Source organism: Serratia sp. MYb239 (assembly GCF_002966855.1).
GTDB lineage: Bacteria > Pseudomonadota > Gammaproteobacteria > Enterobacterales > Enterobacteriaceae > Serratia_B > Serratia_B rhizosphaerae.
The window spans coordinates 3,549,730-3,563,491 of the sequence record NZ_CP023268.1 but is presented as its reverse complement, the minus strand read 5'-3'; the positions used below and the strand labels follow the sequence as shown (position 1 = coordinate 3,563,491).

Sequence of the window (13,762 nt, the reverse complement as noted above, 5' to 3'; positions counted from 1 at the left end):
CCCTATTACATTATGCACAGGCAACGATTGTGACAACGCTGGAACAACACATCGGCAATACGCCGCTGATCAAATTACAACGTCTGGCCACGGAGACGGGCAGCGAAGTGTGGGTCAAACTGGAAGGCAACAACCCGGCCGGCTCGGTCAAGGACCGCGCGGCGCTGGCGATGATCCAGCAGGCTGAGCAGCGCGGCGAAATTGCCCCCGGCGATGTGCTGATTGAGGCCACCAGCGGCAATACCGGTATCGCGCTGGCGATGATTGCCGCGATGAAGGGCTACCGGCTGAAGCTGCTGATGCCGGAAAATATGAGCATGGAGCGTCAGGCGGCGATGCGTGCCTACGGCGCCGAACTGATTCTGGTCAGCCGCGAACAGGGGATGGAAGGCGCGCGCGATCTGGCGCTGGAGATGGAGCGTCAGGGGCAGGGCAAGGTGCTGGACCAGTTTAATAACCCGGATAACCCTTATGCGCACTTCACCACCACCGGGCCGGAGATTTGGCGCCAGAGCGAAGGGCGCGTGACGCACTTTGTCTCCAGTATGGGCACCACCGGCACCATTACCGGCGTCGGCGAGTACCTGAAGAAGCAGAACGCGGCGGTGCAGATCGTCGGCCTGCAGCCGGCGGAAGGCAGCAGTATTCCCGGCATCCGCCGCTGGTCGCCGGCTTACCTGCCGGGTATTTTCCGCCCGGAGCTGGTGGACCAGGTGCTGGATATCAGCCAGGACGCTGCCGAAACCACCATGCGCCAGCTGGCGCAGCGTGAGGGCATCTTCTGCGGCGTCAGCTCCGGCGGCGCGGTAGCGGGGGCGTTACAGATAGCCGCCGCCAACCCCGGCAGCGTGATCGTGGCGATTATCTGCGATCGCGGCGATCGCTATCTGTCCACCGGGGTGTTTTCCTAAGACTGTCCCTCGGCGTTTATCTTCTCTCTCCCTTTGCTTCGCCCGGAATTTTCCGGGCGAACGTTTTCCCGCAGCAATGTTTTTTTCCGCCTTTTAGCACGCCGGCTATGCTTTAGTCGGGGCGGCTGAACTGTAAGGATTGCGTAAAATCGGCTGCGCAGTAAGCGATTTGGCGGGAAGATAGCGCAAATAAGTGAAGGAGCAACCATGAAAATCTTACTGGTCGATGATGACCTCGAATTGGGCACCATGCTGAGTGAATATCTGACGGCGGAAGGCTTCAACGCCAGCCTGGTGCTGACCGGCAAAGCCGGCGTTGAAGGGGCGCTGTCCGGTGATTATACCGCCATGATCCTCGATATTATGCTGCCGGATATGAGCGGCATCGATGTGCTGCGTGAAGTGCGCAAGAAGAGCCGCCTGCCGGTGATTATGCTGACGGCGAAAGGCGACAATATTGACCGGGTAATCGGGCTGGAGATGGGCGCCGACGACTATATGCCGAAGCCGTGCTATCCGCGTGAGCTGGTGGCGCGGCTGCGCGCCGTGCTGCGCCGTTTTGAGGAGCAGCCGGAGGTGCAGGACGGCGACGCTGAAATTGTGCAGGGGGACTTAATCCTGAACCCTTCGACCCGCAGCAGCGAATGGCGCGGGCAGAGCTTCGACCTGACCGCCTCGGAATTTAACCTGTTGGAGCTGCTGCTGCGTTCGCCGGAGCGCGTGGTGTCCAAGGATGAGCTGTCGGAGAAAGGCCTGGGACGACCTCGGGAGGCCTACGACCGCAGCGTTGATGTGCATATCAGCAATATCCGCCAGAAGCTGGCCGCGCTGCCGGGCTGTACGCTCGGCATTGAAACGGTGCGCAGCATCGGCTATCGCGTCAGGTAAGCATGATGCGCGGCAGACTGTTCTGGAAAATCCTGCTGGGTTACTGGTTGATTTTTATCATCATGATGCAGGTACTGTGGATCTCTTTTGCCGTTTACGGCAACCGGGAGCCGCCGGAGAATGCATTGGCCCGCCGTTTGGTCAATATGCAGATTACTTCGGCGGTGTCGATGCTGCAAAGCGGCGGCATGCCGGCGCTGAACGCGATGATCGCCGACTGGCCGGCGGAGGATCGGCGCTTTCTGCGCGTGACGCCGGCGTCGCAGCCGCCGGTTGGCCAGCTATCACCGCCGGTAGAGTCGGGGCGGATGCCGAAAAAAATCGTGGAGTGGGTGCGCGGGGCCGATCGGCAGGGCTATCTGCTGAGTTATGACGTGGAAAGCCTGCGCGCCCAATACCGGATGAACCGGCGCTGGCATCTGTTCCATATCCCGGAGCCGATGCTGTGGATCGGCGGGGTTGGCGGTTTGCTGTTTAGCGCACTGTTGGCCTGGAACCTGACGCGGCCGATGCGTCAACTGCGCGGCGGGTTTGACCGTCTGGCGCAGGGCGATTTGGCGATCCGCCTGTTCCCTTCGATGCGGCGGCGTCACGATGAGCTGTCGGAGGTGGCGCGCGACTTTGATTCGATGGCGGAACGGTTGGAAGTACTGGTCAGCGCGCGTGAAGAACTGCTGCACGATGTGTCGCACGAGCTGCGTTCGCCGCTGGCCAGGCTGCAGCTGGCTATCGGTCTGGCGCGGCAGAATCCGGATAACGTAGAGAATTCTCTGCAGCGCATTGAGCACGAAACCGGGCGGCTGGATAAAATGATCGGCGAACTGCTGGCGCTGTCGCGCGCCGAAAACAGTAACCAGGCGGGTGAGGAGTACTTCGACCTGTACGGCCTGGTGACGGCGGTAGTGAACGATGCGCGCTATGAAGCGCAGGTGCCGGGCGTGGAGATTGCTCTGCAGGCTAATGCTGACGATGAGTATACGGTGAAGGGCAACGCCGAGCTGATGCGCCGGGCGCTCGACAACGTGGTGCGCAATGCGCTGCGTTTTTCCGGCAGCGGACAGCGGGTGACGGTGGTGTTAAAGCGTGCGGAGCAGCAGTTCCATATTGTGGTGAGCGATCAGGGGCCGGGCGTGGAGGAATCCAAACTGTCCAGCATTTTTGACCCCTTTGTGCGGGTAAACTCGCCTAAATCGGGCAAGGGCTACGGTTTGGGTCTGGCGATTACCCGCAAGGTGTTGCTGGCGCACGGCGGTCAGGCCGAGGCGCGCAACGGCGAGCAGGGCGGGCTGGTGATCACCCTGAAGGTGCCCGGTTGGCAGGCATAAAAAAACGGCGCCGATAGGCGCCGTTTTTATCTCATTCGCAATTACTTCTTGATGCGGATGATCGGGGTCTCGCCCACGGTGACGCTGCCGGACAGTTTGATCAGCTCTTTGATCTCGTCCATGTTGGAGATAACCACCGGCGTCAGGGTAGACTTGGCTTTCTCTTCCAGCAGAGGCAGGTTGAACTCGATAACCACATCGCCTTTCTTGACGCGCTGGCCTTCTTCGGCAATGCGTTTGAAACCTTCGCCTTTCAGTTCTACGGTATCGATGCCGAAGTGCACGAACAGCTCAATGCCGCTGTCGGATTCGATAGAGAAAGCGTGGTTGGTTTCGAAAATTTTACCGATAGTACCGTCAACCGGAGCAACCATTTTGTTGCCGGCAGGTTTGATGGCAATACCGTCGCCGACGATCTTTTCAGCGAATACTACATCAGGCACATCTTCGATGTTGACGATTTCGCCAGAAAGCGGAGCGACGATCTCGATAGTGCCCGTGTCTTTCTTGTCATCTGAAACCAGAGATTTCAACTTATCGAACAAACCCATGATCTTCTCCTAAGCATTTAATTGGGCGGCGTTCCAGTGTCGTGGAAGTTTAGCAGAGTGTCTTCTCTTCGATGAACTTATTCACGCAGTTCATCAGATCTTGCGCCGTTGGCTGTGCCAACGCCTGCGCTGCCAACGCCTTCACATCTTCGAAATTGGTATTACGAATAATTTTCTTGATGCGCGGGATTGAAATCGCACTCATACTGAACTCATCCAGCCCCATGCCCAATAACAACAGTGTAGCACGTTCATCGCCAGCCAGTTCACCGCACATGCCGGTCCACTTGCCTTCTGCGTGAGATGCGTCAATAACCTGTTTGATCAGGCCAAGCACTGATGGGGACATCGGGTTATAGAGATGAGAAATCAGCTCGTTGCCGCGATCTACCGCCAGAGTATACTGGGTTAGATCGTTTGTCCCAATACTAAAGAAGTCGACTTCTTTTGCCAGGTGGTGAGCAATCACCGCCGCAGCCGGGGTTTCGACCATTACGCCGACCTCGATGGTTTCGTCGAACGCTTTGCCCTCTTCACGCAGCTGAGCCTTCAGCGTCTCCAGTTCGCCCTTCAGATCGCGCACTTCTTCCACGGAGATAATCATCGGGAACATGATGCGCAGTTTGCCGAAGGCGGAGGCGCGCAGAATGGCGCGCAGCTGTGCGTGCAGGATTTCCCGGCGGTCCATCGCGATGCGGATCGCGCGCCAGCCGAGGAACGGGTTTTCTTCTTTCGGCAGGTTCATGTACGGCAGGTCTTTATCGCCGCCGATGTCCATGGTGCGGACGATGACCGCCTGTGCGCCCATGGCTTCCGCAACGGCTTTATACGCCTGGAACTGCTCTTCTTCGGTCGGCAGCGCGTCGCGGTCCATGAACAGGAATTCGGTACGGTACAGGCCTACGCCTTCCGCGCCGTTACGTTCAGCGCCGGCGACGTCGCGCACGGTGCCGATGTTGGCGCAGACTTCAACCTGATGGCCGTCCAGCGTGATCGCCGGCAGGTCCTTCAGTTTGGCCAGATCGTTTTTCTCGGTGATGTACAGGTTCTGTGCGGCTTTCAGCTCGTCGATCACGTCTGCGGTCGGGTTGACGTAAATCTTGTTGTTGACCGCGTCCAGAATCAGGTAGTCGCCGTTTTTCACCTGCTTGGTCACGTCGGTGGTGCCGACGATGGCCGGCAGCTCCAGCGAGCGCGCCATAATCGAGGTGTGAGAGGTACGGCCGCCAAGATCGGTAATAAAGCCCAGCACCTTGTCCAGGTTCAGCTGCGCGGTCTCGGAAGGCGTCAGGTCGGCGGCGACCAGAATCACTTCATCCTGAATGGAGCCCAGATCTACGATCGGCATTCCCAGAATGTTTTTCAGCAGACGTTTGCCGATGTCGCGCACGTCGGCGGCGCGTTCTTTCAGGTATTCGTCGTCCAGCTCTTCCAGCGCCTTCGCCTGACCTTCGATCACGGTATAGGCAGCGGCGTCGGCGGAAGCCAGTTCGTCTTTGATTAGGGCTATGATTTCCTGCTCAAGCTCTTCATCTTCCAGCAACATGATGTGGCCTTCGAAGATGGCTTCTTTCTCTTCACCGAAGGTTTCGCCGGCTTTGGTCTTGATGGCTTCCAACTGCTCCGATGCTTTGGCGCGGCCTGCCAGGAAACGTGCAACTTCCTGCTCCACAAGATCTGCGGAGATTTTCTTCCGGTTGACGACAATTTCATCTTCTTTCAGCAGGAGAGCCTTACCAAAAGCGATGCCCGGTGATACTAAAATGCCTGAAATCATAACCCTACCTTACTCTTGACTGGTGTTAACTAAAAAGACGGGCCGATTACTCAAGCTCTGCCATCAGTTTAACCAAGTGCTCAACGGCTTTCTGCTCGTCTTCGCCTTCAGCAGAAATGGTTACTACGGTCCCTTGGGTCAGGCCCAGAGTTTGCAGCTTGAACAGGCTTTTGGCGCTGGCGCTTTTGCCGTTGGAGGTCACGGTGATTTCAGACGTGAAGCCTTTAGCTTCTTTAACGAACTGAGCGGCTGGGCGGGTATGCAGACCATTCGGAGCGGTAATAGTAACTTCTTGCTGGAACATTGATGTTTCCCCAACTTATTGGATTAATATTGTGGAGCTAAAGTTTAGCCTAGCGGGGCGACTTTAGCTTGTCCGTTTAGCGCCTGACTATGGTACAGGGGCGAGGCTTGATGCAACAGAAAACGACGCTTTACCCCGTCCAGATCAAAAAAACCGTACCGGCGGGCCGTCGTTTCAATCCGCTCCCCATTATGCCGTGTTTTACGCCGCGGCGACAAACGCGTAAATCGATTCAGCGCAAATCAGAGGCGGGGGACGATTAATTTTGTGCACCGAAATAATGGAAGGGTTAAATACTAGAGCCAACGGGTAAAATCAATCTTCGGCGGGTATAAACTTTGATCCAGCCCACAAAAAAGCACCCCGTGAGGTGCTTTTTTAGCTTTTCGTGCACTGCCTGAATTATTGCTGTAATTCCTGCTCGGTGAACAGATCGGCAAACAGCGCGGTGCTCAGGTAGCGCTCGCCGGAAGAGGGCAGAATCACTACGATGGTTTTGTCGGCGAACTCAGGTTCCTGAGTCAGTTTGACGGCGGCTTCCACCGCGGCGCCGGAGGAGATGCCGGCCAGAATGCCTTCTTCTTCCATCAGACGGCGCGCCATGCTGATGGCTTCGTCATTGGTAATTTGCACCACGCGATCGACCTGATCCAAATCGAGGTTACCCGGAATAAAGCCGGCGCCGATGCCCTGGATCTTGTGTGGGCCGGGCTTGAGCTCTTCGCCCGCCAGCGCCTGGGAGATCACCGGCGAGTCGGTCGGTTCAACGGCCACGGTGGTAACGGCCTTGCCCTTGGTGTTTTTCAGATAACGGCTGACGCCGGTCAGAGTGCCGCCGGTACCGACGCCGGAGATAAACACATCCACGTCGCCATCGGTGTCTTCCCAGATTTCCGGGCCGGTGGTCTTTTCGTGAATTTCCGGGTTCGCCGGGTTGCTGAACTGCTGCAGAATAATATAGCGATCCGGATCGGTGGCGACGATCTCTTCCGCTTTGGCGATGGCGCCCTTCATACCTTTGGCGCCTTCGGTCAGCACCAGATTGGCGCCCAGCGCTTTCAGCAGCTTGCGGCGTTCGATGCTCATGGTTTCCGGCATGGTCAGCGTCAGTTTATAACCACGCGCCGCTGCCACGTAGGCCAGCGCGATGCCGGTGTTGCCGCTGGTCGGTTCAACAAGCTCTTTGCCCGGCGTCAGGATGCCGCGTTTTTCCGCGTCCCAAATCATATTGGCGCCGATGCGGCACTTAACGCTAAAGCTTGGGTTGCGGGATTCGACCTTGGCGAGGATGCGCCCGTTACCGATGCGGTTCAGACGAACCAGCGGCGTATGGCCGATTGTTAATGAGTTGTCTTCATATATCTTGCTCATAGCCCGTCCTTTAACTCTATGAATAATGTAGGGAACGTCGAAAGCATACGCTAACGCTCCCGGCAGGGAAGTAAGGAATTGGTATATTGATATGTTATTAGAGAATATGTGCTAGAAGGGTTATTTTTTCAAATTATATGTAAATTCAAGTAATTATTGGTGTTTGACGCGTTTATCCGGCGGGGCATTTGTCAGTACCGATGCCGCTATGTGGTTATAAGGCGCGATTGCGGCGGCGGGAAACGATGACCAACAGCTCTGCAAGCAGGGCCGTTGGTCAGGGGAGGGGGGATTAATGTGCGACGAACTGACGGCGATAGCGGTCAACCCACATCGCCGTGGCGCCGCATACCGCCACCGGCAGGATCACCAGGTTAAGGATCGGGATCAGGGTAAACAGGCTGACCAGCGCGCCGAACTGCAGGTTATGCACCTTATTCTGCCGCAGGGCGCGGCGCATATCGGCAAAGCTGACCTTATGGTTGTCGAACGGGTAGTCGCAGTACTGAATCGCCAGCATCCAGGCGCTGAACAGGAACCACAGCACCGGCGCTACCGTTTGGCCGACGACCGGCACAAAGTACAACAGAAACAGCACCAGCGCGCGCGGCAGGTAGTACGCCAGCTTGCGCCACTCACGCGCCATAATGCGCGGCACGTCTTTGACCAGGCCGACCATGCCGCTGTCCGGCAGCGGTTTACCGGTCAGCTGGCCTTCCAGTTGCTCGGCCAGCAGGCCGCAGAACGGTGCGGCGATCAGATTGGTGATGGTGCTGAACAGATAGCCGGCCACCAGCACCACGGAGATGACGGTGATCGGCCACAGCAGGTAGCTGAGCCATTGCAGCCAGTCTGGCACGTGCGCCATCATCTGCGGGATCCAGCCGCCGAGTTTGCTGAAGAGCCACCAGAAGGCAGAACCCATCAGCAGCACGTTGACCAGTAACGGCAGCACCACGTAGCGTTTAATGCCGGGGCGTGTAATCAGGCGCCAGCCTTCGGCAAAGTAATGCACGCCGCTGGCGGAGGAAGAAGTTTGCTGCGAATAAGACATATCTTAAGTCATCTCGTTAACAGAACGGGCAAGCTGGCTATCATATAGGGATGATTTTCTGCTGACTAGCGTGTTGTTGGCTGAAAAAAAAGCAAAAAAGGCAGAATTATCATCTTTATTAGCATAAAGTTCAGCACGGACTTGCACTTGTCTGCACAGGCAAATAGAGTTAAAGAGTGAATGTTTGCCGCGGTGGCAATGTATTGGAACAACAGAGATAGCAATGATGCAGGATTTGCGTCTGATATTAATCGTTGTTGGCGCGATCGCCATAATAGCGTTGTTATTACATGGTCTGTGGACCAGCCGTAAGGAACGCTCGTCCCTTTTCCGCGATCGCCCAGCCAAGCGTTCTAAAAAAGAACGTGAACCAACTTCTGACGACGACTTCGATGACGGCGTGGGAGAAGTGCGTGTGCGCTCCGCCCATCCGCAAGAGGAGCCGTCGTTCGGTGATTTCGATGCCGCTCGCGAAGAACCGGTAGCTGCGCCGAAGCCCGCTCCGGCGGCCGAGCCGGCGCCGCGCGAGGTGCAGCCGGCTGCCCATCAGCCTGCGCCGCTGTCTCAGCGGCCGGACTACGATGATGTGCTGCTGGACGACTACGAACCGGAAGCGAAACCTGCCGAAGAACAGCAGCCAGCGCCGCGGCGTGAGCCGCGCGTCGACGACCTGCCGCCGGCAGAAGCAGAGCCTGCGTTTGAACAGGAAGCAGCGCCTGCGCCGCAGCCTGAAAGCAAACCGGCCGAGCCTGAGCCTGTAGCGGAACCTGCGCCGGCACAGCCGGCCCCGGAGCCGGCCAAGCGCAAGGAAACCGTACTGGTGCTGCACGTTGCGGCGCACCAAGGCGGCATTATCGGCGGCGAAGTCTTGCTGCAGAGCGTGCTGCAGTCCGGCTTCCAGTTCGGCGAGATGGGCATTTTCCATCGCCATATCAGTCCGGCCGGCAGCGGCCCGGTGCTGTTCAGCCTGGCGAATATGGTGAAACCGGGTTCTTTCGATCCGGATTCAATGTCCGACTTCTCTACGCCGGGCGTGTCCATGTTTATGATGGTGCCGTCCTACGGCGACGCCAATCAGAACTTCAAGCTGATGCTGCAGTCGGCGCAGCGCATCGCTGACGACGTTGGCGGCGTGGTGCTGGATGACGAGCGTCGCATGATGACGCCGCAAAAGCTGGAAAGCTATAAAGCGCGCATCCGTGAAGTGTTGGAAAACAACGCCTGACGGTTGCAATGCGCACTGAACATTACGTCTCCTGAAACCCCCACTCGCTGGGGGTTTTTTATCTCTGATGGTGAGCTATGGCCACAACAATCGAAACAATCAATCAACTGCGAACCCAACTGCGCCATCATGAATACCAGTACCACGTGCTGGATGCGCCGGAAATTCCCGATGCGGAATATGACCGCCTGATGCGCGAGCTGCGCGAGCTGGAAGAGGCGCACCCTGAGCTGGTCACCGCCGACTCGCCGACCCAGCGCGTTGGCGCCGCGCCGCTGTCGGCGTTTGAGCAGGTGCGCCATGAAGTACCGATGCTGTCGCTGGACAACGTATTCGACGATGAGAGTTTCCTGGCGTTTTATAAGCGGGTGCAGGATCGGCTGAAAAGCAGCGAGGCGCTGAGCTTCTGCTGCGAGCTGAAGCTGGACGGGCTGGCGGTCAGCCTGCTGTATGAAGACGGCGAGCTGGTGCGCGCCGCCACGCGCGGCGACGGCACCACCGGCGAGAACATCACCGCCAACGTGCGCACCATCCGCGCCATTCCGCTGCGTCTGACCGGCGACAATATTCCGCGCCGGCTGGAAGTGCGTGGCGAAGTGTTTATGCCGCAGGCCGGCTTTGAAAAAATGAATGAAGAGGCGCGCCGTAAGGACGGCAAGGTGTTCGCCAACCCGCGTAACGCCGCCGCCGGCTCGCTGCGTCAGCTGGACCCGCGCATTACCGCCAAACGTCCGCTGACCTTCTTCTGCTACGGCGTCGGCCTGCTGGAAGGCGGCGAACTGCCGCGCAGCCACTGGCAGCGCCTGATGCAGTTTAAAGCCTGGGGGCTGCCAGTCAGCGATCGCGCCAGAGTGTGCAGCGGCAGCGACGAGGTGCTGGCCTTTTACCGCCAGGTTGAACAGGACCGCGGCGGGCTCGGGTTTGATATCGACGGCGTGGTGGTGAAGATTGACGATATCGATCTGCAGGAACAGTTGGGGTTTGTCGCCCGCGCGCCGCGCTGGGCTACCGCCTTTAAATTCCCGGCGCAGGAGCAGATTACCCAGGTGCGCGAGGTTGAGTTTCAGGTCGGTCGCACCGGGGCGATTACGCCGGTGGCGCGTCTGGAGCCGGTGCTGGTGGCCGGCGTCACCGTCAGCAACGCTACGCTGCACAACGCCGATGAAATTGAACGGCTCGGGCTGCGCATCGGCGATACGGTGATCGTTCGCCGCGCCGGCGATGTAATACCGCAGGTGGTGGGCGTGGTGGAAGAGCGCCGTCCCCTCGATGCGCGCGAGGTGGTGTTCCCGCAGCACTGTCCGGTATGCGGCTCCGACGTTGAACGGGTGGAAGGCGAAGCGGTCGCGCGCTGCACCGGCGGCTTAATTTGCGCGGCGCAGCGGAAAGAGGCGCTGAAGCACTTTGTCTCCCGCCGTGCGCTGGACGTTGACGGCATGGGCGACAAGATCATCGAACAGCTGGTGGAAAAAGAGTACGTCAAGGATCCCGCCGATCTGTTCCGCCTGTCTGCCGGTCTGCTGACCGGGCTGGATCGCATGGGGCCGAAGTCGGCGCAGAATCTGGTCAATGCGCTGGAGAAATCCAAACAGACCACCTTTGCCCGTTTCCTGTATGCGCTGGGCATCCGTGAGGTCGGCGAAGCCACGGCGGCCAACCTGGCGGCGCATTTCGGCTCGCTGGACGCGCTACGAGCGGCGGACGTCGAAGCGTTAAAACTGGTGCCGGACGTGGGCGAAGTGGTGGCGAAGCACGTGGTCAACTTCTTTGCCGAAGCGCTGAATCAGCGGGTGATTGATGAACTGGTCAGCCCGGAAATCGGCATTAACTGGCCGGCGCCGGTGGTGGTGGCGGCAGAAGAGATAGACAGCCCGTTTGCCGGTAAAACCGTGGTGCTGACCGGTTCGCTGAGTCAGCTGTCGCGTGATGAAGCCAAAGATCGCCTGACGGCGCTGGGGGCTAAAGTAAGCGGCAGCGTATCGAAGAAAACCGATCTGGTGATCGCCGGCGAAGCCGCCGGCTCCAAGCTGGTTAAAGCACAGGAGCTGGGCATCGAAGTGATCGACGAAGCGGAAATGATCCGCCTGCTGGGTGACTGATGGAAAAGGAAAACCTGATTGAAATCGCCAATACGGTGATGCCTTTTGGCAAATACCAGGGGCGGGTGCTGATTGATTTGCCGGAAGAGTATCTGCTGTGGTTTGCCCGTAAGGGCGAATTTCCCAAAGGCAAACTGGGCATGCTGATGGAGATGACGCTGGCGCTGAAAATTGAAGGATTGGACGCGCTGGTGAAGCCGCTGAAACGCGGTTGACTGACGACGGGGACGCAGATGCGTCCCCGTTGCTTTTTCAGAGGGCTTTCACCTGCGATGCCTGCTGCTGCCGCAGCTGTTTTTGCTGATAGCGCCGCGCCAGCATCGCGCAGGTCATCAGCTGCACCTGATGGAACACCATTAACGGCAGCACCATCACCCCGACGCTGGCGGCCGGAAACAGAATATTGGCCATCGGGATGCCGTTCGCCAGGCTCTTTTTCGAGCCGCAGAACACGATAGTGATCTCATCCGCTTTATTGAACCCCAGCCAGCGCGCCATCTGAATATTGATCAACAGCACAACGGCCAGCAGCGCCAGGCTGACGAGCAGAATAAACAGCAGCGCCTTCCATCCCACCTGATGCCAGATGCCGTGGGTCACCGCTTCGCTGAAGGCGGCGTATACCACCAGCAGAATTGATGTCTGGTCGGTTTTGCCAATCCATTTCCGGTGGCGGTCAATCCATTTGCCGATCAGCGGCCGCGCCAGGTGGCCGGCGATAAACGGCACCAGCAGTTGCAGCACGATACTGCCGACCTGCTGCAGGCCGCCGGTTTCGCCATGCACGTTCAACAGCAGGCCGACCAGCAGCGGCGAAACGAAGATGCCCAGCAGGCTGGAGGCTGAGGCGCTGCATACCGCCGCCGCCACATTGCCGCCGGCCAGCGAGGTAAAGGCGATGGCGGACTGCACCGTCGCGGGCAAAATGCACAGGTAGATAAAGCCGTTATACAGTTCCGGACTGACGGCCACTGGCGACCACCACTTAAACAGCACGCCGAGCAGCGGGAAAATGATAAAGGTGCTGAACATCACCCACAGATGCAGCCGCCAGTTATTGCTGCCGGCGAGAATCGCCTCGCGCGACAGTTTGGCGCCGTGCATAAAAAACAGCAGGGCGATGGCGGCGACGGTCAGGGTATTCAGCCAGCCGACCGCCACGCCGCGCGCCGGCAAAAACGAAGCTAACAGCACGGTGGCGAGCAGCGTCAGGGTAAAACGGTCGGGGAGAAATTTCATATGGCTAAACTCGTACGGGAAAATAATAGGAATAGTGTGGCGCGCCGGAATATAATAATAAAATTGATTTATTTAATTTATATATGAATAAAAATCATGAACTACTCCCTGAAGCAACTGCGCGTATTTGTTGCCATTGCGCGCCACGGCAGTTTTAGCCGCGCCGGCGAAGCGATAGGGCTGACGCAGTCGGCGGTCAGCCACAGCGTTAAAGAGCTGGAGGCGGAAATCGGCGTGCGCCTGCTGGACCGCACCACCCGCGAAGTGTTGTTGACCGACGCGGGGCGCCGGCTGGCTAACCGCGTCGAACGTTTGCTGGATGAGCTGCAGGCGTCGCTGTTGGACGCGCGCAGCTTTGGCGTGCAGCGCAGCGGCACCGTGCGGGTGGCTTCCAGCCAGACCATTTCGGCACACCTGATGCCGCAGTGCATCGCCGCCGGCGAGCGGCAGTATCCGGACATCCGTATCCTGCTGCGCGATCAGGCGCAGCAGTGGGTGCTGAACAGCATCCGCAACGCCGAGGTGGACTTCGGCATCGTGGTCGATCCGGTGCAGGCGATCGATCTGGATTGCGAGCCGATCCTGCATGAGCCGTTTTTACTGCTGTGCCGGGACGATCATCCGTTTGCCGATCTGCCGCAGGTGCATTGGTCGGCGCTGAGCGGCAGCCGGCTGGTGTTGCAGGATTATGCCTCCGGCAGCCGGCAGTTGATCGACAGCGCGCTGCGTCAGCAGGGCGTGGAAGCGGAGGTGGTGCAGGAGATCGGCCATCCGGCCACGCTGTTTCCGATGGTGGCCGCGGGCATCGGCATCAGCATCTTCCCGGCGCTGGCGTTGCCGCTGCCGGAGGGCGGTCAGCTGCGGGTGAAGCGGCTGCAGCCGGAGATCCACCGCGCCCTGATGCTGGTGCGGCGCAAGAACCGTTCGCTGTCGCCGGCGGCGGAGGCGGTCTGGCAGGTCGTGCGGGAACAGGCGGCGCTGTTGCAACAGCAGCGTCAACAACGGCCGGCCGGCTGAC

The 13,762-nt window shown here is 58.8% G+C and carries 13 protein-coding genes; 7 read left to right on the top strand and 6 right to left on the bottom strand.

What is annotated here, in order from left to right; genetic code table 11:
- Positions 1-29 precede the first annotated feature (29 nt).
- The 3 genes from cysM (at position 30) to CLM71_RS17145 (ending at position 3,124) form a co-directional block, all read left to right on the top strand.
- Positions 30-911: a cysteine synthase CysM gene (gene cysM, locus CLM71_RS17155; RefSeq protein WP_105232055.1), complete on the top strand. Its 882-nt coding sequence runs from the start codon at positions 30-32 to the stop codon at positions 909-911.
- A 207-nt stretch (positions 912-1,118) separates the two neighbouring features.
- Positions 1,119-1,799 (top strand): response regulator transcription factor, encoded by a 681-nt coding sequence (locus CLM71_RS17150; RefSeq protein WP_105232054.1) that lies wholly within the window; start codon positions 1,119-1,121, stop codon positions 1,797-1,799.
- Positions 1,800-1,804: 5 nt separating this feature from the next.
- A complete protein-coding gene (locus CLM71_RS17145; protein ID WP_105233465.1) occupies positions 1,805-3,124 on the top strand; it encodes an ATP-binding protein in 1,320 nt (439 codons plus the stop codon).
- A 41-nt stretch (positions 3,125-3,165) separates the two neighbouring features.
- Here CLM71_RS17145 and crr read toward each other — a convergent pair whose 3' ends face one another.
- From crr to cysZ, 5 genes are all read right to left on the bottom strand, one after another.
- Positions 3,166-3,675, bottom strand: a complete 510-nt coding sequence (gene crr, locus CLM71_RS17140; protein ID WP_004936467.1) for a PTS glucose transporter subunit IIA — start codon at positions 3,673-3,675, stop codon at positions 3,166-3,168.
- Positions 3,676-3,724: 49 nt separating this feature from the next.
- Entirely contained in the window at positions 3,725-5,452 is a 1,728-nt protein-coding gene (gene ptsI, locus CLM71_RS17135) for a phosphoenolpyruvate-protein phosphotransferase PtsI (protein WP_105232053.1), read from the bottom strand.
- Between the two features lie 46 nt (positions 5,453-5,498).
- On the bottom strand, positions 5,499-5,756 hold the full coding sequence (ptsH, locus tag CLM71_RS17130; protein ID WP_000487600.1) for a phosphocarrier protein Hpr: 258 nt from the start codon (positions 5,754-5,756) through the stop codon (positions 5,499-5,501).
- Between the two features lie 402 nt (positions 5,757-6,158).
- On the bottom strand, positions 6,159-7,127 hold the full coding sequence (gene cysK, locus CLM71_RS17125; protein ID WP_105232052.1) for a cysteine synthase A: 969 nt from the start codon (positions 7,125-7,127) through the stop codon (positions 6,159-6,161).
- Between the two features lie 292 nt (positions 7,128-7,419).
- Entirely contained in the window at positions 7,420-8,181 is a 762-nt protein-coding gene (gene cysZ, locus CLM71_RS17120; RefSeq protein WP_105232051.1) for a sulfate transporter CysZ, read from the bottom strand.
- A 223-nt stretch (positions 8,182-8,404) separates the two neighbouring features.
- Between cysZ and zipA the strand changes: the two genes are divergently transcribed.
- The 3 genes from zipA to CLM71_RS17105 all read left to right on the top strand — a co-directional run bounded on the left by zipA (position 8,405) and on the right by CLM71_RS17105 (position 11,720).
- A complete protein-coding gene (zipA, locus tag CLM71_RS17115) occupies positions 8,405-9,406 on the top strand; it encodes a cell division protein ZipA (RefSeq protein ID WP_105232050.1) in 1,002 nt (333 codons plus the stop codon).
- A gap of 77 nt (positions 9,407-9,483) precedes the next feature.
- On the top strand, positions 9,484-11,505 hold the full coding sequence (gene ligA / locus CLM71_RS17110; protein WP_105232049.1) for an NAD-dependent DNA ligase LigA: 2,022 nt from the start codon (positions 9,484-9,486) through the stop codon (positions 11,503-11,505).
- Positions 11,505-11,720 (top strand): DUF3820 family protein, encoded by a 216-nt coding sequence (locus CLM71_RS17105; RefSeq protein ID WP_015673278.1) that lies wholly within the window; start codon positions 11,505-11,507, stop codon positions 11,718-11,720. Before ligA ends, CLM71_RS17105 begins: the two co-directional genes overlap by 1 nt.
- Before the next feature lie 37 nt (positions 11,721-11,757).
- On the opposite strand, the gene CLM71_RS17100 is transcribed toward CLM71_RS17105, so the two are convergent.
- Positions 11,758-12,744 carry a bile acid:sodium symporter family protein gene (locus CLM71_RS17100; protein WP_105232048.1) on the bottom strand — a complete coding sequence of 329 codons (987 nt, stop codon included), beginning with the start codon at positions 12,742-12,744 and terminating at the stop codon, positions 11,758-11,760.
- A 96-nt stretch (positions 12,745-12,840) separates the two neighbouring features.
- Between CLM71_RS17100 and CLM71_RS17095 the strand changes: the two genes are divergently transcribed.
- Positions 12,841-13,761 (top strand): LysR family transcriptional regulator, encoded by a 921-nt coding sequence (locus tag CLM71_RS17095; RefSeq protein ID WP_105232047.1) that lies wholly within the window; start codon positions 12,841-12,843, stop codon positions 13,759-13,761.
- Position 13,762 lies beyond the last annotated feature (1 nt).

Bases quoted from the DNA above. Each gene is read 5' to 3' on its own strand.
- CLM71_RS17150 (WP_105232054.1), top strand. From the start codon at position 1,119: ATGAAAATCTTACTGGTCGATGATGACCTCGAATTGGGCACCATGCTG.
- CLM71_RS17145 (WP_105233465.1), top strand. From the start codon at position 1,805: ATGCGCGGCAGACTGTTCTGGAAAATCCTGCTGGGTTACTGGTTGATT.
- crr (WP_004936467.1), bottom strand. From the start codon at position 3,675: ATGGGTTTGTTCGATAAGTTGAAATCTCTGGTTTCAGATGACAAGAAA.
- ptsI (WP_105232053.1), bottom strand. From the start codon at position 5,452: ATGATTTCAGGCATTTTAGTATCACCGGGCATCGCTTTTGGTAAGGCT.
- ptsH (WP_000487600.1), bottom strand. From the start codon at position 5,756: ATGTTCCAGCAAGAAGTTACTATTACCGCTCCGAATGGTCTGCATACC.
- cysK (WP_105232052.1), bottom strand. From the start codon at position 7,127: ATGAGCAAGATATATGAAGACAACTCATTAACAATCGGCCATACGCCG.
- cysZ (WP_105232051.1), bottom strand. From the start codon at position 8,181: ATGTCTTATTCGCAGCAAACTTCTTCCTCCGCCAGCGGCGTGCATTAC.
- zipA (WP_105232050.1), top strand. From the start codon at position 8,405: ATGATGCAGGATTTGCGTCTGATATTAATCGTTGTTGGCGCGATCGCC.
- ligA (WP_105232049.1), top strand. From the start codon at position 9,484: ATGGCCACAACAATCGAAACAATCAATCAACTGCGAACCCAACTGCGC.
- CLM71_RS17105 (WP_015673278.1), top strand. From the start codon at position 11,505: ATGGAAAAGGAAAACCTGATTGAAATCGCCAATACGGTGATGCCTTTT.
- CLM71_RS17100 (WP_105232048.1), bottom strand. From the start codon at position 12,744: ATGAAATTTCTCCCCGACCGTTTTACCCTGACGCTGCTCGCCACCGTG.
- CLM71_RS17095 (WP_105232047.1), top strand. From the start codon at position 12,841: ATGAACTACTCCCTGAAGCAACTGCGCGTATTTGTTGCCATTGCGCGC.